This window comes from Aquimarina brevivitae (genome assembly GCF_004216895.1).
Lineage (GTDB): Bacteria > Bacteroidota > Bacteroidia > Flavobacteriales > Flavobacteriaceae > Aquimarina > Aquimarina brevivitae.
Genome location: NZ_SGXE01000001.1, coordinates 1,473,798 through 1,493,753, shown reverse-complemented (window position 1 = coordinate 1,493,753; position 19,956 = coordinate 1,473,798). Strand labels below are relative to the sequence as shown.

22 protein-coding genes are annotated in these 19,956 nt (G+C 35.0%); 16 read left to right on the top strand and 6 right to left on the bottom strand.

Going from position 1 to position 19,956, the window contains the following annotated elements; all coding sequences use genetic code 11:
- The first annotated feature begins 42 nt into the window (after positions 1–42).
- On the top strand, positions 43–1,785 hold the full coding sequence (locus EV197_RS06530) for a M14 family metallopeptidase (protein WP_130285917.1): 1,743 nt from the start codon (positions 43–45) through the stop codon (positions 1,783–1,785).
- A 57-nt stretch (positions 1,786–1,842) separates the two neighbouring features.
- Positions 1,843–2,340 (top strand): hypothetical protein, encoded by a 498-nt coding sequence (locus EV197_RS06525; RefSeq protein ID WP_130285916.1) that lies wholly within the window; start codon positions 1,843–1,845, stop codon positions 2,338–2,340.
- Positions 2,341–2,430: 90 nt separating this feature from the next.
- On the opposite strand, the gene EV197_RS06520 is transcribed toward EV197_RS06525, so the two are convergent.
- The gene (locus EV197_RS06520) at positions 2,431–3,039 is read right to left on the bottom strand and encodes an NUDIX hydrolase (protein ID WP_130285915.1); all 609 of its coding nucleotides are present in this window, start codon (positions 3,037–3,039) and stop codon (positions 2,431–2,433) included.
- An 8-nt stretch (positions 3,040–3,047) separates the two neighbouring features.
- On the opposite strand from EV197_RS06520, the gene pyrE reads away from it, so the two are divergent.
- Together pyrE and EV197_RS06510 are read left to right on the top strand one after the other, a co-directional pair.
- Entirely contained in the window at positions 3,048–3,689 is a 642-nt protein-coding gene (gene pyrE / locus EV197_RS06515; RefSeq protein WP_130285914.1) for an orotate phosphoribosyltransferase, read from the top strand.
- 9 nt (positions 3,690–3,698) lie between these two features.
- Complete coding sequence (locus EV197_RS06510) at positions 3,699–4,091, top strand: SRPBCC family protein (RefSeq protein WP_130285913.1); 393 nt, start codon at positions 3,699–3,701, stop codon at positions 4,089–4,091.
- Here the strand turns inward: EV197_RS06510 and EV197_RS06505 are convergent.
- Positions 4,088–4,819, bottom strand: a complete 732-nt coding sequence (locus EV197_RS06505; RefSeq protein WP_130285912.1) for a biotin--[acetyl-CoA-carboxylase] ligase — start codon at positions 4,817–4,819, stop codon at positions 4,088–4,090. The genes EV197_RS06510 and EV197_RS06505 overlap by 4 nt on opposite strands.
- A gap of 92 nt (positions 4,820–4,911) precedes the next feature.
- On the opposite strand from EV197_RS06505, the gene rsfS reads away from it, so the two are divergent.
- The 6 genes from rsfS (at position 4,912) to EV197_RS06475 (ending at position 9,741) form a co-directional block, all read left to right on the top strand.
- On the top strand, positions 4,912–5,283 hold the full coding sequence (gene rsfS / locus EV197_RS06500; protein WP_130285911.1) for a ribosome silencing factor: 372 nt from the start codon (positions 4,912–4,914) through the stop codon (positions 5,281–5,283).
- Between the two features lie 12 nt (positions 5,284–5,295).
- The gene (gene ftsH, locus EV197_RS06495; RefSeq protein ID WP_130285910.1) at positions 5,296–7,245 is read left to right on the top strand and encodes an ATP-dependent zinc metalloprotease FtsH; all 1,950 of its coding nucleotides are present in this window, start codon (positions 5,296–5,298) and stop codon (positions 7,243–7,245) included.
- A gap of 123 nt (positions 7,246–7,368) precedes the next feature.
- Positions 7,369–7,980, top strand: coding sequence for an LUD domain-containing protein (locus EV197_RS06490; RefSeq protein WP_130285909.1), 612 nt, complete (start codon positions 7,369–7,371; stop codon positions 7,978–7,980).
- A gap of 1 nt (position 7,981) precedes the next feature.
- The gene (locus EV197_RS06485; protein WP_130285908.1) at positions 7,982–8,785 is read left to right on the top strand and encodes a phosphatidate cytidylyltransferase; all 804 of its coding nucleotides are present in this window, start codon (positions 7,982–7,984) and stop codon (positions 8,783–8,785) included.
- Positions 8,775–9,422 carry a phosphatidylserine decarboxylase family protein gene (locus EV197_RS06480; protein WP_130285907.1) on the top strand — a complete coding sequence of 216 codons (648 nt, stop codon included), beginning with the start codon at positions 8,775–8,777 and terminating at the stop codon, positions 9,420–9,422. The genes EV197_RS06485 and EV197_RS06480 overlap by 11 nt, the downstream gene beginning before the upstream one ends.
- Positions 9,423–9,474: 52 nt before the next feature.
- Positions 9,475–9,741 carry an acyl-CoA-binding protein gene (locus tag EV197_RS06475; RefSeq protein ID WP_130285906.1) on the top strand — a complete coding sequence of 89 codons (267 nt, stop codon included), beginning with the start codon at positions 9,475–9,477 and terminating at the stop codon, positions 9,739–9,741.
- Positions 9,742–9,744: 3 nt separating this feature from the next.
- On the opposite strand, the gene EV197_RS06470 is transcribed toward EV197_RS06475, so the two are convergent.
- A complete protein-coding gene (locus EV197_RS06470; RefSeq protein WP_130285905.1) occupies positions 9,745–10,713 on the bottom strand; it encodes an App1 family protein in 969 nt (322 codons plus the stop codon).
- Positions 10,714–10,770: 57 nt separating this feature from the next.
- On the opposite strand from EV197_RS06470, the gene EV197_RS06465 reads away from it, so the two are divergent.
- A complete protein-coding gene (locus EV197_RS06465) occupies positions 10,771–11,637 on the top strand; it encodes a diacylglycerol/lipid kinase family protein (protein ID WP_165389012.1) in 867 nt (288 codons plus the stop codon).
- Positions 11,638–11,723: 86 nt separating this feature from the next.
- On the opposite strand, the gene EV197_RS06460 is transcribed toward EV197_RS06465, so the two are convergent.
- The gene (locus EV197_RS06460; protein WP_130285903.1) at positions 11,724–14,357 is read right to left on the bottom strand and encodes a valine--tRNA ligase; all 2,634 of its coding nucleotides are present in this window, start codon (positions 14,355–14,357) and stop codon (positions 11,724–11,726) included.
- A 124-nt stretch (positions 14,358–14,481) separates the two neighbouring features.
- On the opposite strand from EV197_RS06460, the gene EV197_RS06455 reads away from it, so the two are divergent.
- Positions 14,482–14,883 carry a DUF1573 domain-containing protein gene (locus EV197_RS06455; protein ID WP_130285902.1) on the top strand — a complete coding sequence of 134 codons (402 nt, stop codon included), beginning with the start codon at positions 14,482–14,484 and terminating at the stop codon, positions 14,881–14,883.
- A gap of 57 nt (positions 14,884–14,940) precedes the next feature.
- Here EV197_RS06455 and EV197_RS06450 read toward each other — a convergent pair whose 3' ends face one another.
- Complete coding sequence (locus EV197_RS06450; protein ID WP_165389011.1) at positions 14,941–16,209, bottom strand: aspartyl protease family protein; 1,269 nt, start codon at positions 16,207–16,209, stop codon at positions 14,941–14,943.
- Between the two features lie 199 nt (positions 16,210–16,408).
- On the opposite strand from EV197_RS06450, the gene EV197_RS06445 reads away from it, so the two are divergent.
- The 4 genes from EV197_RS06445 (at position 16,409) to EV197_RS06430 (ending at position 19,619) form a co-directional block, all read left to right on the top strand.
- Complete coding sequence (locus tag EV197_RS06445) at positions 16,409–17,629, top strand: pyridoxal phosphate-dependent aminotransferase (RefSeq protein WP_130285900.1); 1,221 nt, start codon at positions 16,409–16,411, stop codon at positions 17,627–17,629.
- Entirely contained in the window at positions 17,601–18,689 is a 1,089-nt protein-coding gene (gene murB, locus EV197_RS06440; protein WP_278042402.1) for a UDP-N-acetylmuramate dehydrogenase, read from the top strand. The genes EV197_RS06445 and murB overlap by 29 nt, the downstream gene beginning before the upstream one ends.
- Positions 18,690–18,803: 114 nt before the next feature.
- Positions 18,804–19,013: a membrane or secreted protein gene (locus EV197_RS06435; RefSeq protein ID WP_130285898.1), complete on the top strand. Its 210-nt coding sequence runs from the start codon at positions 18,804–18,806 to the stop codon at positions 19,011–19,013.
- A 24-nt stretch (positions 19,014–19,037) separates the two neighbouring features.
- The gene (locus EV197_RS06430) at positions 19,038–19,619 is read left to right on the top strand and encodes an RNA polymerase sigma factor (protein WP_130285897.1); all 582 of its coding nucleotides are present in this window, start codon (positions 19,038–19,040) and stop codon (positions 19,617–19,619) included.
- Between the two features lie 40 nt (positions 19,620–19,659).
- Here the strand turns inward: EV197_RS06430 and EV197_RS06425 are convergent, their stop codons facing one another.
- Complete coding sequence (locus EV197_RS06425; protein ID WP_130285896.1) at positions 19,660–19,890, bottom strand: hypothetical protein; 231 nt, start codon at positions 19,888–19,890, stop codon at positions 19,660–19,662.
- Between the last annotated feature and the right edge of the window lie 66 nt (positions 19,891–19,956).

Sequence of the window (19,956 nt, the reverse complement as noted above, 5' to 3'; positions counted from 1 at the left end):
TCTTAACTTATTAACTTTACCTTCTTTTACTAGAATCATCTCATGAAAAAACTAATACTAGTTGGTTTTGCATTCATAACCTTGCAATGCGCCAAACAAACAGAAGAAGTCGCCGATTTTAATTCCGAAACTACCTTTGAAAAGCGTAACGGTAAAGAAACAGCTACCTATCCAGAGGTGATAACATATTATACGCAACTGGCTCAGCAGTTTAATTCCATAGATATACGAGAGGTTGGTACTACAGATAGCGGCTACCCATTGCATTTAATAACTTATAACCCAGAAGCAAATTTTAACTTTGATCAGATACACCAAACCAAATCGGTTATACTGATTAACAATGGAATTCACCCTGGGGAAAGTGATGGTATTGACGCTACTATGATGCTGTTTAGAGATCTAGCCAATGGCACGATTCAAAGCCCTGAAAACACAGTTGTTTCAACCATCCCCGTATATAATATTGGAGGAGCCTTAAATAGAAATACTGCTAGTAGAACTAATCAGAATGGGCCTGAAGCTTATGGGTTTCGAGGGAATGCAAGAAATTATGATCTCAACAGAGATTTCATAAAAAACGATACTAAAAATGCACGTACCTTCGCAGAAATATTTCATCTGGTTCAACCAGACGTATTTATAGACAATCACGTGAGCAATGGAGCAGACTATCAATACACGCTTACCCATTTATTCACCCAGCACAATAAATTAGGGGGTACATTAGGAGCCTACCTACATCAAGAATTACAACCACAGTTAGAGCAATCGCTTGCCAACAAAAATTGGGATATCACTCCTTATGTGAATGTCTGGGGCACTACACCCGACAAGGGCTGGAGCCAGTTTATAGATTACCCAAGGTACTCTACCGGGTATACCAGTTTATGGAATACACCCGGACTCATGGTTGAAACGCACATGCTCAAACCTTATAAACAACGCGTACTTGGCACCTATGAACTGATGAAATCTGCTATAGACATTACAGAAAAGGACGGGGCTAAAATTAAAACACTAAAGAAAAAAGATGATGCCTACTGGCGTTCCATAAAATCTTATCCCATAAGTTGGGCGGTTGACACTTCACAAACAACAACACTTGACTTTAAAGGGTTCGAAGGTTCTTATATTCCTAGTGCAATTACAGGTGCAAAGCGATTAAAATATGACAGAAATCAACCCTATACCAAAAAAGTGACCTATCAAAATTATTATAAGGCTACTCAAAGCGTTGCGGTTCCTGAAGCCTATGTAATACCTAAGGGTTGGTGGAATATCAAAGCATTATTGGATATCAACAAAATTAAATATAGCTTGGTAGCAGAAGATACCACCTTATCCGCTGAAGTATATCACATTGCAGACTACAAAACAAGAAAACAACCTTTTGAAGGTCATTATCTACATTACAACACTACCATTACCAAACATAAAGAAATGGTAACATTACAAACGGGTGATATCATCGTACCTACAGCCCAAAAAGGCATTCGCTATCTTATAGAAACCCTGGAGCCCGAGGCCACTGATTCCTTTTTTAACTGGAACTTTTTTGATACTATTTTACAACAAAAAGAAGGTTTTTCACCTTACGTATGGGAAGATAAGGCGTTGAGCCTACTACAAGAAAACCCTGAATTACGTCAAGAATTTGAGGAAGCAAAAAAGGATACCGCTTTTGCTAAAGATTGGTATACCCAATTGGATTGGATTCATAAAAAATCAGAACACTATGAGAAAGCCCATCTTCGGTACCCAGTATATCGTATTTTGAAATAATTTTCAACTCACACGCAACTTTTACAATTCATTAGCGTCTTATCTGAAATTTAAGTTATGAAAGTTGCGCTTGTATCATTTTTTACCGCCATCGCATTAACCACTTGTGATACCAGTGAAAACGCGGATGTGTATTACGTTACAAATAATGATATTATTACAGTTGAAAATGAGACTACCGAATTTGCACTTGATGAATCCATATATGTAATAACTACAGTTAACGATCAACAAACAACCACTAACGAAAAGAATATTACCTTATCCGAGTTTACCTATGGAGAAGACTTTGAAAACTTTTACCATACACTTGCACTCTACAAGAAGACAGGATTCGGAACCCTATCAAAAATTAACTTGACGGAAAATGCTATAGAAGTACTTGAGGGAGAAGTAAGTGTTTCACAAGGAAATTTATTTGTTCAAAACTTTTATCGCGATTCAGCCTTTCGAAGTAAAATTGGTATAAAATTATTAGAATCCGGTGATTATGTTTTGTCATCGGCAGATTACACCAACATAAACAATGATGGTATCATATTAATTAAGGGGTGAGTCTATGAGCTAGGTTATGTTAACATAGAAACAATATTATCCAATAGCTTAATTACAAACGCCTATGAGTTTACGGTTACTGAATAATAATCAGGATAAGTATTTCAGTGAAAAAAGTTGCTTAATATTTTCATAAGAATCCGTCAATGCTTTTTTAGACTTGGCTGTATTTTTCCAGCGAACTTTGGTTATACCTTCACTTTTTTGAGGCACTAGATCTCCTGTAAAATCGGTTTTCATTTCAAACCAATAGGTAACTTTCAATCGAAATTCTCCATTGCGTTTAAAAATATGGTAGGTGTGCTTTAAGAATTTGGTGACCCTGAGGTTTTTAACACCTGTTTCCTCCTCTACTTCGCGGATAGCGGCCGTTTCCATATCTTCTTTTTTCTCCGCTTTACCTTTAGGCAAATCCCATTTGCCGTTTCTACGAATAAACAATACCTCATCCGCTTCATTATATACTTTGCCCCCACCTGCTACCACAACAGGAAGCTTACTGTACAAATGCTCCATTAATTTCTTTTCACTTTTGTGATAAAAATGGTACTTCGCCTCCTTCCCCTTCTTTTCCTTTTTTAGAACAGTTCTAATAATCTCAGGAAAATCAACCTCCTTTATTGGTAATGTTGTATAGCCTTCTATTGCTTTTTTAGTAGAAAGAATAATAGGCGTATTATTCACAAAAACTTTATACATTTGCACCTATGATTTTTGATAAAAATACAGCAAAAAAAACCGCTGAATTGTTATTGCAAATTAATGCAATAAAATTACAACCACAAGAACCTTTTACTTGGGCCTCTGGATGGAAGTCACCAATTTATTGTGACAATCGAATAACGTTGTCTTATCCAATGATACGCAACTACTTAAGAGAAAACCTTGCCAGGTTTATTGAAGAAAAATATGGCAAACCAGATGTCATTGCCGGTGTAGCTACAGGGGCTATCGGTATTGGCATGCTTGTCGCAGAATATCTAAGTCTACCTTTTATTTACATTAGACCTGAACCCAAAAAACACGGTAGACAAAACCAAATTGAGGGATTAGTTCCTACTGGAAAAAATGTGGTAGTTATTGAAGATCTGATAAGTACCGGCAAAAGTAGTTTAAACGCTGTAAAAGCATTGCAAGATGTCAATGCTAATGTTAAAGGGATGGTAGCCATATTTAATTATGGTTTTACTATTGCCGATGAAAACTTTAACAAAGCCAATATAGAGTTACATACTTTAAGTAATTATGAAAACTTAGTGGAGCAAGCACTTGAAACTAACTATATCACAAAAAAAGAAGAAGAAACTTTAAAAGCCTGGAGGGTAGACCCTGCTGGTTGGACTATTTAAAAAAAAGCTATGAATTTAGAAAGCAGTACTGTAACTGTAAGCAAGAGCCCGGAAGAGGTCTTTAATTTTCTTACGAATGTGGAAAATTTTGAACAATTAATGCCAGAAAGCATACAAAAATTTGAAATGTTAAACGATACTCGTTTTCTTTTTCAGTTGAAAGGCATGCCTGAGATCGTTTTAGAAAAAAAAGAAACCGAAGAATTTAGCAAAGTAATTTTGGGAGCAGCAAGCGACAAACTTCCGTTTACCTTAACAGCTAATATTGAAGCTCAAGACGAGCAAAACAGTAATGTGCAATTGGTCTTTGATGGAGAGTTTAATGCTATGATGGCAATGATGATCAAAAAACCATTGCAAAACTTTATCAATACGCTAAGCGATAATATTACCAAGCTTTAGTACAACAATTTGATTTCTTTAAGATCAAAGTCCTTAAACACCTCGTCCTCGAGTAACACTCTTAATTTACCCTCGGGCGTAACGGAATCAATGATACCGACAAAAGAATCTCCCTCTATATTTTTGAATGTAGAGGGTTTATTTTTTCTAAATAAATAGGATTCGTATTCCTTTTTTAAAGTAGGATAACTTCGAGTAGCAAGTTGACAAAAATACTCCTCGATTTTTTGCAACAAAATCCCTAAGATTTCATCAAGATCATAATGTACTCCGGTAAGTTTTTTTAAAGAACTAGCCTGCTCCAAGCCTTCAAAATTCAGTTGATTTACATTAAGCCCAATACCAATAACCACTCCTTCCAAACTGCCATTTTTAACAATGTTTTCAATTAAAATACCACATATTTTATACTTGTCTGACAGAATGTCGTTTGGCCATTTTATTGCTAATCTGGGGATTTGCAAGAATTGCAACCCGCGGATAAGTGCTGTAGCAACAGTCATTGAAATTTGAAATTGATCCGCTAAGGCTAGGCCGTTTATCGGCATAAATACACTAAATGTAAGGTTCTTGCCACCTTCGCTAATCCAAGTAGTTCCCATTTGCCCTCGCCCATAGGTTTGTTCTTTTGCACTAATACATACAGGCATATCCAATCGCTCTTCTCGATATAAGTTTCGTAAAAAAGTGTTTGTTGACTCAATGGCATCAACTTTGATTATACGCATATATAAAATAGTGTAAAAGTTTTACAAATGTATATTAAGTACAGATGGTAAAAAGATAAAAAGTAATAACTTTACACAAATAAAGAAAATGCATGAATAAAAACGAAATCGGTACAGATCAATTAATCACTCATATCATAAAAGGAATAGAAGAAGTAAAAGGTCAGGATATAAACATTTTAGATCTTCGCGAAATAGAAAATACTGTTTGTAGCTACTTCGTAATCTGTAACGGTACCTCCAATACTCAAGTTAATGCAATTGTAAATTCTGTTCAAAAAACGGTCAGTAAATCATTGAAAGATAAACCTTGGCACGTTGAAGGAAGTGAAAATGCAGAATGGGTATTAATGGACTATGTCGATGTAGTGGTACATGTCTTCCAAAAGCATATTAGAGAGTTTTATGACATTGAAGGCTTGTGGGGAGATGCAAAAACCACCGTAATCGAAACGAATTATTAAAAAATCACCTAAATGGCTAAAGAAAATAGAAAAATTGACCCTAAAAAGCCTAAATTCAGTGCATACTGGATTTATGCGATTATCATAATAGGATTTTTAGTACTTAACTTTATCGGAGGAAGCGGATGGGGATCTGCACCAAAAACTACGATATCTGAATTTGAAAATTACCTAAGTAATGGAGAGGTTCAAAAAGTTGTTATACTAAACCGAAGAGAAGCTAAGGTATATTTAACTGCTGAAGCAAAGAAATTAGAAAAACATAAAAATACGCGTAGCACATCCATACTACCTTCAAGTCCAAGTGAACCAGACTATCAGTTTGAATTTGGTGATCTTCAGAATTTTGAAAATGATATTGCCAAAATCAAAAAAGAAAATGGCTTAGACACTAGCGTTATCTATAATACGGAAAGTAATGTGTGGGGAGAAATTTTCATAACGTTGTTACCTTTCGCTTTAATTATAGGGGTATGGATATTTATTATGCGTCGTATGAGCGGCGGTACCGGAGGCGGTGCTGGTGGACAAATTTTTAATATTGGTAAATCCAAAGCTAAATTATTTGATCAAAATACAGATGTAAAAGTATCCTTTGAAAATGTAGCTGGATTAGAAGGCGCTAAAGAAGAAATCCAAGAAATCGTAGATTTTCTTAAAAATCCAGATAAATATACTTCTTTAGGAGGTAAAATTCCTAAAGGTGCCTTATTAGTAGGACCTCCAGGAACTGGTAAAACGTTATTAGCTAAAGCTGTGGCAGGAGAAGCTAAAGTTCCTTTCTTCTCCCTATCGGGATCTGACTTTGTAGAAATGTTTGTAGGTGTAGGTGCTTCTAGGGTAAGAGACCTTTTTAAACAAGCTAAAGAGAAATCTCCTGCTATAATTTTTATAGATGAAATTGATGCCATTGGTAGAGCTAGAGGTAAAAGTAATTTTTCGGGTTCTAATGATGAACGCGAAAATACATTGAACCAGCTATTAACCGAGATGGATGGATTCGGAACCAATACCAATGTTATTGTACTTGCAGCTACTAACCGAGCAGACGTATTAGATAAAGCATTAATGAGAGCAGGTAGATTTGATAGACAGATTTATGTGGATCTACCAGATGTAAGAGAACGAAAAGAAATATTCGAAGTCCATTTAAAACCTATAAAAAAGGTAGAAAACGAATTAGACACAGAATTTTTAGCGAAACAAACACCAGGTTTCTCAGGTGCGGATATTGCTAATGTGTGTAATGAAGCTGCCTTAATCGCTGCCCGAAAAGGAAAAGCTGCCGTAGGGAAGCAAGATTTTCTGGATGCAGTTGACCGAATCGTAGGTGGATTAGAGAAGAAAAATAAAATCATCACTCCTGAAGAGAAACGTGCAATCGCTGTACACGAAGCAGGTCACGCCACCGTAAGTTGGATGTTAGAACATGCAGCACCTTTGGTTAAAGTTACCATAGTGCCGCGAGGACAGTCCTTAGGTGCAGCCTGGTATTTACCAGAAGAGCGTCTTATCGTAAGACCAAATCAAATGCTAGATGAAATGTGTGCCGCCCTAGGAGGACGAGCTGCAGAAAAAGTAGTTTTTAATGAGATTTCCACGGGAGCACTTAGCGATTTGGAAAAAGTAACCAAACAAGCTCGCGCAATGGTAACTATATACGGATTGAACGATAAGGTTGGTAATCTAACGTATTACGATAGTACTGGACAAAGTGAATATAACTTCACCAAACCTTATAGTGAGCAAACCAGTGAACTTATCGATAAAGAAATTTCTAATATAGTAGAAAAGCAATATCAACGAGCTATAGCACTTCTTGAAGAGCACAAAGATAAATTGTTAGAATTGGCAGAAGTGCTCCTTGAAAAAGAAGTAATATTTAAAGATAATTTAGAAAAAATATTTGGCGAAAGACCTTTTGGCAAAAAAGAAGAGGAATCTGTAAAAGAGCCTTCTTAATTATTTTTTAATTATATACAAGTAAAATTAAAAATCTTAACCCTAGTCCAACTAAGGTTAAGATTTTTTTTATATTTGACTGAATATGTCATCCAGTAATTCCAATATCAATAATGTAGCAGTATGAGTCTATTTAGAAGATTATTTTCATCGAAATCTAAATCAGACAAAGAGAAGAAAGAGCGTCTTGTTGAAGACAGGAGTAAATATATGCCTGAAGTTAAGCTGCCGGAAGATGAAAGCTTTATGATCAACTTTAAGCGGAATGGCGGAAAATTCTTGTATTGTGACAGTGACGAAGAAGTCATGGAGGCTTTTGACAAGATTCTTTTAGAAAACGATTGGTATGAAAAAGATGTTTGTTGTTTCGAAATTGGATTAGAGCATAAGTTTTCTGGATACAATCTCAATTTCATCAAAAACACACCTGCTTCATTTTTGCTTTCTACTTGTGAATACCTCATTGCGGACACCGGTGCCATATTGGTTTCATCCAATCAATTAAGAGAAAAAAAATTAATGGAGCTCCCTGACAACTTCATCATATTTGCCGCTACTAGTCAGATCGTTAGAAGCATTGGCGAAGGTCTTAAAGGCATTAAAGAAAAAAATAAAAATAGTATTCCTTCTAACATTACTACCATAAAAAACTTCGAAACTCAAAAAGAAAAAGACTTCCTTACCTATGGAAGTAGCTCAAAAAATCTATATTTGCTGCTGTTGGAAGATTTATAATATGAAAGAACTATTTACACGAACATTATCTGGGGCCCTATATTCCCTAATTTTGCTTTCATCAATATTTATCTCACCCTACACCTTTATCGCAATTTTTGCCATCTTTGGCACCTTATGTCTTTTTGAGTTCCAAAAATTGATTCATTTAGAGAATAAACGCCTCTACTTTGTTTTTTTCATTCTTTTTTCAGCTTGCCACCTATTGCATTTTCCTATTTACTTAAGTATACCACTCTTAATCCTCACCATCATTACACAGCTATTTTTGGTAAAAGATTTGGTGACCATTCGAATCATTCCCATGTTCGAAAAAAGAAAATACAGAACAAGCATCTTCTATTTAATTACGTGCCTAATTTTTCTTACCGCAATACCTTTTCAGGATAGTGATTACAAACCCTTTTTAATCGCGGGTCCATTTGTAATCATATGGGTTAATGACACCTTTGCTTATTTAGTAGGTAAAAATTTTGGGAAACATAAATTGTTAGAGCGTATATCACCAAAGAAAACAATTGAAGGATTTGTAGGAGGATTTTGCTTCTCATTACTAGCTGGATTTTTAATAGCCTATTTTTCTGAAACACTTTCCATAGGCATTTGGTTGACAATAAGTGTAATTATGAGTATTTTTGGTACACTCGGTGATTTAATACAATCAAAATTTAAAAGACAAGCAGGAGTTAAAGATAGTGGAACTATAATGCCTGGACATGGAGGAATGTATGACAGGTTAGACAGTATCATTTTTGCCAGTCCATTTTTATACGCATTTTTATTAATTCTAAACTATGTTTCATAAAGAGGGTTTTAAAATAATTACAATAGCCATTATTATCTTTTTAGGTATTAATGTTGCTTCTTACGTTGCCATACAGGTTGAAGAGATCCAATTTGGTATATTGATCTTGTCACTTGTATTTTTAGTACTTATTCTTCAATTTTTTAGAAACCCAAAAAGAGAAACCCTTCTTAACGATACTACTGTTGTTTCTCCAGTTGATGGAAAAGTGGTAGTAATTGAAGAGGTCTTTGAAAAAGAGTATTTTAAGGACAATAGATTGCAGGTTTCTATTTTTATGTCTCCTATAAACGTACACGTAACGCGGCATCCGATTGGAGGAAAAATAGCCTTTAGCAAATATCATCCAGGAAAATATCTCGTTGCCTGGCATCCCAAAGCATCTGAAGAAAACGAAAGAACTACCGTTGTTGTAAAAAATAAGGTTGTAGAAATTTTATACCGCCAAATAGCTGGCGCATTAGCAAAAAGAATCGTAAATTATGCTAAAGAAGGCGAATTAGTCGTTCAAGGATCAGATAGTGGTTTTATAAAATTTGGTTCGAGAGTAGACGTTTTTCTGCCTGTCGGAACTAAAGTAAAAGTCTCCTTAAATGAAAAAGTAAGAGGTGGAGAAAGCGTTATTGCGGATTTATAAATAGCTCACAACTATTACCATTTACTATTAATTTTTGGGACAAAACAACCTAATGACAGACGAGGAACTAAATATTGCTTTTCAAAAGGCTTATCAAAAAGCTTGCACCACAAATATTCAGCTACCTCCGGATATTATGTTGCATCTGTATGCTTATTACAAACAAGCTATACACGCTGAAGAGTTTTATAGACCCTCAGGAGATAGTGATCTTCGCAATGCGTTTAAACTTAATGCGCTATTCCAGGTAAAAGGTCTTTCTAAAAAACAAGCCAAAAAAAGATATATCGCCTTGGTAGAAAAATATATTACCGATTGACTTTTAATCAATCAGGCCGATCTTTTTGGAATGTGATATGGCTGTTTTACTATCTTTAAAATAGCAGTAATGGATAGCAGTATCCTCACAATCCTTCATCATCCTTAAAACGTGTTGTTTTTTCTTACTTCTGGTTTGTCGGATATAAATAGCCTTGATACTATCAGGAAATAAGGTGACTATTTTATGATAAATTAAAGGGTCCTTTTGACTATCATCCCCTAATAGAATGAATTGAACATCTGGGTAAAAAGTTAATATGTGCTGAATTTTGAGCAATTTATGATTGTGATTTCCCCGACCTGTTACTAAGAAATCAATGAGTCCCTTTTTTATTTCTTTTAATTTAATAACAGCTTTTGGAAAATCGTGTAGCGCTGTAAATTTAGTGATAAAGTCATATAAATTCCACTCGCTACTAGATACATAAAAAAACAAATTTTTTTCAATCCCAACTCGATTTGCGCTACTAAGCATTCGATAATGGTGCACTACGTCTTCAAAAATTTTTCTTCTATGGATATTTCGAGTAAGTAATACATATAGTTTTTTAAAAAAACTGCCTGAGTGTGAGATTAAAAAAGTATCATCAATATCTGAAATAATTCCCAACCGACCTGGATAAGCCATAAAAAACTCTCCTACTTCAGTTTTAACTTCATTATTCCAGAGAACTGAAACCTCAAAATTATGCCATCCTGCTTCGAGCTTCTTGGTTAACGGAATGGTGAATTGAAAATAGCCATCTGACTTTGTTGTTGATTCTCCTTTAATTCCATTGTAATTAAACTGTACTGTTATCCCTTTGATAGGTTTTACAGTAAACATTTGTATCATTTTAAAAGCATACCACCACTTACTTTGGTCAAAAGAATTAGTTGCTACCCCAGTATTACGAAGTACATGACCAAAAACATGTATTTGCTGTTCATTAGCATACCCCCTATAAATTTTCAAATTTATTTCTGACATAAAATACAGAATGCTTATTTTTAAAAATATACATTTTTATGACATTAAATGGAGCATTTGGAAACAAAAATACTTGTGGTGGTCAATCCTATTTCTGGTGACATCAACAAAGAACCTGTTATACAGAAGATTAAAGGAGCTGTTTCTAAAAAAACTGATCTAAAGTTTTACAAAACAACAGGGAGAGAAGATTACAAAACACTTAAAGAACTACAAGCAGATGTTCAACCAGATCGAATACTCGTAGTCGGTGGTGATGGTACTGTTAAATTAATAGCGGAATGCTTTAAAAACAATAACCCCACAATAGGAATCATCCCGTGTGGTTCATCCAATGGTCTTGCTACGGATTTAGCCATCCCTTCAAACGTTGATGAAGCCATACAAATTGCTCTGGGCAATACCTTTCAAAATGTTGACAGCTTATGCATCAATAACTCCCTGGGGTTACATATTAGCGATTTAGGAATCAATGCAGAACTAATAGAGCATTATTCAAACAGTACGGTAAGAGGGCATTTTGGATATGCTCTAAATAGCATCCCTACCCTTTTAAACACCAACGCTCCGTATAAATTTCATATTAAAACCGAAGAAAATGAATTGAGCACCACTGGAATAATGTTGGCTTTTGCTAATAGCAATAAATTTGGTACAGGTGCCATAGTCAATCCCACCGGTAAAATCGATGATGGAAAATTTGAAATTCTTGTTTTTAAAAAACTTGATGTTGCCAATATTATCAAAATCCTGCTAGGAGAAGTGCAGCTTGACCCCAATTTTGTAGAGGTAATTCAAACGACAGGGGCAACGGTAACCACTGATAAACCAGTACCTTTTCAAGTTGATGGCGAGCCCTATGGCAGCATTCAAAGCGTAGAGGTTGCGATACAACCAAACACTTTAAAAATAGCAGTTGGGTAATTTTTTAGTGATTGTCCCTTAAACAAAAAATCCCTTCTTAATAATTGACTAAGAAAGGATTTAATAGAATAGCTAAAAACTAGCTCTTATTTGTTTAAAGATTCTAGACTAGATTTTAAGGTTTCAATCTTCGCTTCAGCATCTGCCATCTTTTTACGTTCATTTGCCACAACTTGCTCAGGCGCATTGTTGACAAAACGTTCATTTTGAAGCTTTTTTTGAACCGATTTCAAAAAACCTTCAGTATACTCTAATTCTTCCGTTAGTTTACTGATTTCAGACGCTACATCAATAGCACCTGCTATAGGTATAAAATATTCATTTGATTTTACCCTAAAGGACAATGCTCCATCTACTTTATCCTGTACATAATTGATTTCAGACACATTACCCATTTTCTTTATCACTGCATCAAATCCATCCGTAAAGGATTCTTTATTAAGAACACTTAATGTTATACTATCCTTAAACGGAATATTTTTGTTTTTGCGGATTGTACGAATACCAGAAATGATATCTGCTACCATACTAAAATCATGCGTTAGTTCTTCATTAACCGCTGTTGGTGAAGGCCAAGAAGAAACGATCAATGCTTCTTCTTTTTTTCTTTCCTTTATTTGATGCCAAATTTCTTCTGAAACAAAAGGAATGAATGGATTAACAATCTTTAAGTTATCTTCAAAAAGCTGAATCACGGCAGTATACGTTTTTCCATCTATTGGATCCCCGTAGGATGGTTTAACAATCTCTAACAGCCAACTACAAAAATCATCCCAAATGAGTTTATAGGTAGTCATAAGCGCATCGCTCATGCGGTATTTACTGTAATGATCTTCTAACTCTTGGAGTGCTCGCTGAAATTTAGCCTGGTACCAATCGATACCAATACAAGCATATGCTGGTTGCTCAATGGTTTGATCTACCTCCCAACTAGTTACTAAATTGTAGGCATTCCAAATTTTATTTACAAAGCCACTCCCCTGCTTACATAAGTCTTCATCAAACATAAGGTCATTGCCTGCAGGAGCACTTAGTAATAAACCAACACGAACACCATCTGCCCCAAACTTCTCAATTAATTTAATTGCATCAGGCGAGTTTCCGAGCTGTTTTGACATCTTTCTTCGTAACTTATCCCTAACTATTCCTGTAAAATACACATTAGAAAAAGGCTTCTCATCTCTATAGTGATAACCCGCTACAATCATCCTTGCTACCCAGAAGAAGATAATATCCGGACCAGTTACCAAATCATTGGTAGGATAATAATAATTGATTTCTTCATTATCTGGCTCTAAAATTCCATTAAACACACTCATTGGCCATAACCAGGATGAAAACCAAGTATCTAGAGCATCTGGATCTTGTGTTAAATCACTATCTGTAAGCTGAGTGTTGCCGGATTTTTTTCGTGCTAACTGAAGTGCTTCCGTTCTACTCTCCGCAACTACGAAATCTTCTTTTCCGTCGCCATAGTAATATGCAGGTATTTGATGGCCCCACCACAATTGTCTTGAAATATTCCAGTCTCTAACATTTTCCATCCAATGGCGATAGGTGTTTACAAATTTTTCGGGCACCAGATTGATATCCTTTTCCATAACCGCTTCTAAAGCAGGCTTTGCTAAGTCCTCCATTTTCAAAAACCATTGGTCACTTAATCGAGGTTCGATAACCGCTTTAGTACGTTCACTAGTACCCACCTTATTTAGGTGAGTCTCTGTTTTCACCAAAGCTCCAATTTCTTTTAAATCCTGAACGATCTCTTTTCGAACTACAAATCGATCTTTACCTTCATATTGCAGACCATTGGCATTTAAGGTAGCGTCATCATTAAAAATATCAATCACCTCTAAGTTATGCTTGTCTCCAAGAACCTTGTCATTTGTATCATGAGCTGGAGTAACCTTTAGACAACCAGTACCAAACTCCATATCCACGTACTCATCTTCAATTATTGGTATAGCCCTATCCACTATAGGTATAATCGCTTTTTTTCCTTTGAGATGTGTAAACCTTTCATCATTTGGGTTGATACATATTGCTGTATCGCCCATTATGGTTTCAGGTCGTGTCGTTGCAATGGTAAGTGCCTCATCACTTCCTTCGATTTTATACTCCAGATAATATAGATTTCCTTCTTTTTCTTCATAAATCACCTCTTCATCCGATAAGGTAGTCTTCGCTTCAGGATCCCAATTTACCATTCGATAACCCCGATAAACTAGTCCTTTATTAAACAGGTCTACAAACACTTTAATCACTGAGGCCGACAAATTGTCATCCATAGTAAATGCAGTTCTTTGCCAATCGCAAGAGGCACCAAGCTTTTTTAACTGCTCCAATATAATTCCACCGTGCTTATGGGTCCAATCCCAAGCATGCTTTAAGAATTCATCTCGTGTTAAATCAGATTTTTGAATTCCTTCTTCTTTAAGCTTCGCTACTACCTTGGCTTCAGTAGCAATAGATGCGTGATCCGTACCTGGTACCCAACAGGCATTATAACCTTTAAGTCTGGCTCTACGAATTAACACATCCTGTATCGTATTATTCAGCATATGTCCCATATGCAATACACCAGTAACGTTGGGAGGGGGAATCACAATAGTATATGGTTCTCTTTCATCCACTTCTGAATGAAAATAATTATTATCCATCCAGTACTGATACCACTTGTCTTCTATAGATTTCGCATCATATTTTCCTAAGGAAGCCATATTTTGGTCTGATTTTTGAAGTTAGAGTGCAAAAGTAATTATTATAAACGACAACTTGAAAGTCTTTTACAATTTTGAAGTTGTATAAAAAGTAACTACTTTTACATTAACTAAAACCTACGTTATGAGAAAAATTATGATGATTCTATTTATTGGTTTTTGTAGCCAAAGTATCTTGGCACAAGATGCAGTAATTGAATTTAAATCAGAAGTTATTGATTATGGAGAAGTTGCAAAGGGTAGCGATGGCGTCCGTAAATTTGAATTTACCAACACTGGTAAAGCACCGCTTGTGATTAGCAAGGTATATTCTAGCTGTGGCTGTACAATTCCTAAAAAACCTGAGGCTCCTATCGCTCCTGGAGATAGTGGAATTATTGAAGTGAAGTATGATACTAATCGCTGTGGCCCTATTAGAAAAACAATAACTGTTTACTCTAATGCTACAGAAAGTACTAAAGCCATTAAAATTAAAGGTACAGTGGTGTGTGACGATTCTAAAAGTGTCCTAGAGAAGAAAAATTAAGATATACTTAGTAATAGATAGTAAAAAGACCTGTTTTAAAACAGGTCTTTTTACTTTTTACAGTACTTTTTCAAGAAAAAAAGTAAAAGTCATTATCACGCCATTTCGATCTACGGTCAACTTTATTTTCTTGCCTTCTTCCTGATAAAATAAATCATTGATTTCTGATAAGCTATAATTTATTGAATTTCTACCATTAACACCTATAATTACATCTCCTTTGAATAATCCTGCTTTATCACCTGGAGAATTTTGTCGAATTTCTACAATCTCATACTTGGGCTGAAAAGCGTATTGTACTAAAATATCTTCAATAGCATTAATGGATTTGACCTTTCCATCATTACTTTTCACAATATTAAATCCAGACTGAGCAACCTTACTAAACTCAGGTTGTTTTGATAAGATTCTACCGTTATGCTGTATCGTTAAACCGCTTTTATTATAGCTAAATGGTTTTTTAAAATATTTATTCTTTTTGAAGGTTATCCTACCTTTTTGGTAATCATAAGTTACATTAAATCTTTTCAATACAGCTCCCCCAATAGAACCTTGACGTTCCTTTACCGAAATTTCAGTGAGATAAATGGAATCTGGAAAAGAGGTTGTTACATTTTTTAATTCAAAAGGACCTATTTTAAGACTGCTTATCTTAGCGTTGCTACCATAAATATCTCCAGAAAAACCTCTCCCTAAAAAATCTCGAAATGATTGCTGCGGAACCTCGATCCCTAGTGCTTCATTCTCAAAAAGCCATAATCCAGAACCAGAACCAGAGTCAATTAACATATTTAGATTGACTACTCCCTTTGAGGTAAAATGTTTGATATCCATAAAAGGTCGTTTTCCATCTAAAAATTTTAAACTGGTAGTAAAACATTTTCTACATTTTTTAACTCTGAATCCTCCAGGAGGTTTTATTGTTATACGTTCTCGTGCATAATTCATCTCTACGGCAAAATCTTTAAAAAAGTCATACCCAATGATCCCATGAATCGGAAATCCCATACGAGGGGAAAAATTTATAGACTGATCATAAACAAGATAAATAGTATGATTTCTACTAATTGCATCTCCAATCTTTACTTGATTATGTACAGATTTTACAGCTTCTATTGGCTCATCTTCTCCCAATCCTCTTAAAAAAATCTTAGTTGCATTTTTTAACTTTAAAGAATCCCGGTTTTCCAGGCTAAAAATAATGGTGGATCCCACTCCGGTATCTAAAATGAAAGAAAGCTCTACGCCATTGACAATGACTGGTAATACAACTAAATTATTTACCAATTGAAACTTTATCTTGCTTTTGGATAGAGAATTTGGCAATTGAAAATTTTGCTGACAAAACAAGTTATGTGCAATAAGCAGACATAATATTACACAACTCTTTCTAACAAAACTATAAAAACTCAAGGGCAAATCTTACTTTATTTTAAATATAAAAAAATCCATCAAAAATATTGTGTTCTTTAAGCCTAATTACTATTATTTTAAGAAATTAGCTTCTTAAAATAGGAACAACCATATGCCATCAGTATCAAAAAAAGGAAGAGCAATGCCCGAGTCGCCCATAAGGAAATTGGTTCCTTTTGCGGAGCAAGCTAAAAAAGACGGCAAAAAAATATACCATCTTAATATCGGGCAGCCTGATATTAAAACTCCAAAAGCAGCTTTAGATGCTGTAAAAAACAATTCTCTACACATCCTAGCCTATAGTCATTCTGCAGGTTTTGAAAGTTTTAGAAAAAAGCTGGCGAGCTATTATGCAAAACACGATATTACCATATCCCAAGACGATATTTTAATTACTACTGGTGCAAGTGAAGCGCTGGTTTTTACTATGGGCAGTATCACTGATCCAGAAGATGAAATTATAGTACCAGAGCCTTTTTATGCCAATTATTATAGCTTTTCTACGCAGTCAAATATTAAAGTTGTACCGGTAATATCGTCAATAGAAAATGATTTTGCCTTACCAGCAATTGCAGAGTTTGAAAAATTAATCACCAAAAAAACCAAAGCAATACTAATTTGTAACCCTGGTAACCCTACTGGTTACCTTTACAGTAAAAGTGAAATCAAAGCCTTGGCGAAATTGGCTATTCGCTATGATCTTTTTTTAATTTCTGATGAGGTTTATCGCGAATTTGTTTACGACGGTTTAGAACACTATTCTGTACTCGAAGAAAAAGACTTAAATGAACACGCTATAATTATCGACTCCGTTTCAAAACGCTACAGTATGTGCGGTGCCAGGATAGGTTGTATGGTTACCAAAAACAAGAGTGTTATCGAAACGGCTATGAAGTTTGCGCAAGCTCGATTAAGTCCACCGACCTATGCTCAAATTGCTAGTGAAGCGGCATTAGAAGCGCCAGATAGTTATCACGAAAAAACCGTAGCAAAATACAAACAACGAAGAGATCTTGTTATTGAAAAATTAAGCCAGCATCCAGATATTAAAATCTCCGTTCCCAAAGGTGCTTTTTATTGTATTGCGCAACTGCCGATAAACGATGCAGATCATTTTTGTCAGTGGTTACTTTCTGATTTTAGTATGAATAACGAAACCGTTATGCTCGCTCCTGCATCCGGATTTTATTCAAGCCCTGGCCAAGGAACAGATCAAGTAAGAATTGCCTATGTTCTTAATCAAAAAGCCTTAAAAAAAGCAACGAAAATTCTCATCAAAGGACTAAATACGTATCGAACTAAATTTGAATCAAAAACGAAATCAGAAAACTAATGCCGGCCTTACTTTTTTATCAAAAAAGGCTACTTTTACGCCTATGATTATAGAAAAAAACAAATCTCTTAAGTCCTATAATACGTTTGGTATAGAAGTTAAGGCTACAGAATTTGTAGAGGTAACTACTGAAGAAGACTTACTAAGAATCCTTTTGCAATATCAGGGTAAACCCATATTTATACTAAGCGGAGGAAGCAATATGCTGTTAACTAAGGATATCGAAGCCTTAGTCATACACATAAAAATAGAAGGCATAACTACCGAAAAAACAGACGACCAACATAAAATACGCATTAATGTTGGCGCTGGAGAAAGCTGGCATGATTTTGTTCTATATTGTATTAAAAATAATTTTGGCGGCGTTGAAAACTTATCCTTAATACCAGGATATGTGGGGAGTGCCCCAATTCAAAATATCGGCGCTTACGGAGTAGAACTCAAAGATACTTTTCATAGCTGCCAGGCGATAGAGGTAGCCACCGGAAAAAGAATAACCTTTACTAAAGAAGATTGCCAGTTTGGGTATCGCGACTCTATTTTTAAAAGAAAAGCAAAAAATAAATACATAATTACTCAGGTATCTTTTGTTTTGACTACTCAAAATCATCAGTTACATACAGCTTACGGCGCTATTACCGCAGAATTGGCTAAAAACAACATATCCCAACCAACTATACAAAACATTTCGGATGCTGTAATTGCCATACGGAAAAGTAAATTACCGAATCCCAAAGAAATTGGAAACAGTGGAAGTTTTTTTAAGAACCCAGTCATCTCTAAAGCTAAATTCAATAACATTCTTAAAGCCTACCCCAATGCACCATCTTATGTAATCGATGAAAACTCGATAAAGGTACCTGCAGGATGGCTTATTGAGCAATGTGGTTTTAAAGGGAAACGATGGGGCGATGCAGGTATACATAAAAATCAAGCTCTTGTATTAGTAAATTATGCAAATGCAACAGGATCAGAAATAAAGCAAATTGCAGAAAATATAAAAGAAACCATAAAATCAAGATTTGACATTAGTCTTGAATCTGAAGTGAACATCTTTTAAATCAAAAGTTTAGCCTATAAGTAATCCTAAGGCGTACTATAGGTTTTGTTGATCAATATTTTCGCATAAACTTCAGAATATTTTTACCTTTGTACTTTAAAAAAATCAGGAACTATGAAATTGATACTATTAACCGTAGGATTATTGCTACTAGCCTTTGCTGGGATAGCGATAAAATTATGGGCCAAGAAAGACGGTAAGTTTGCGGGTACTTGCGCAAGTCAAAGTCCTTTTTTAAACCAAGATGGAGAATCTTGTTCACTTTGTGGCAAAACTCCTGATCAATATGCTAATTGTAACGAAACTGAGCATACCCAACAATAGCACTTTACCTTCAAAATATTTTTGGTGAACGACAAAACCGAAACGCTACAAGATCACATTCGTAATGCTAAACAAGGTATTCAAACGTCCTTTAATTATCTCTTAGATAACTATTGGAATGACGTATATTTATTTCAGCTAAAGAGAACGAAGGATGAATATGAAGCTGAAGAAATTACAATTCAAACCTTCTCCAGAGCTTTTGATAAAATAGATACCTACAAAGAGGAGTATGCTTTTAAAACCTGGTTGATCCAAATTTCCAAAAACATACACATCGATCTGCAGAGAAAGAAAAAAGCCTCCATTAGATCCAAGACTACCTCAGACACCGACAAAGAATCATTGCACGCTATTGCCGATGATACTCCTACTCCTGAAGATCGATTAATTACTGAACAAAATCTTGCTCAGTTGCTTAGATTTATCAAGCAATTAAAACCTCATTATCAAGAAGTGATTAATCTTAGGTATTTTCAGGAGTTGTCGTATAAAGAAATTTCGGATCGGCTGAACGAACCTATGAATAATGTCAAAGTGAAATTATTGAGAGCAAAAAAACTATTGGCCGAAATCATAACGAATTTCAAATCACACACTAAATAAACCCTTTACTAAATAAAGGTACTACTAAATATTATCAAAGCTACTTTAATCCAAAAGATTTGAAGCGTTGGATCACCGCATAAATAGGATCTATCCACTTATCCTTTATTTTTTTATCGTATTTGATAAATTTTTGGATCAAACCTTTAGGAGCGTCGATCTCTTTTTCGATAGCAGTGATGTTTATAAATTTTTGATTTTTCAATAACCACCTTTCTACTCGCTTTCTATGATTCCGTTTTTTTACTTCGCTTTTTAGTTGATTTTGCATTGTAAATTAGATCCTTTATTATAGTAACTTTTTTTCTAAATAAAAATTTTACAACAGTGCTTCTTT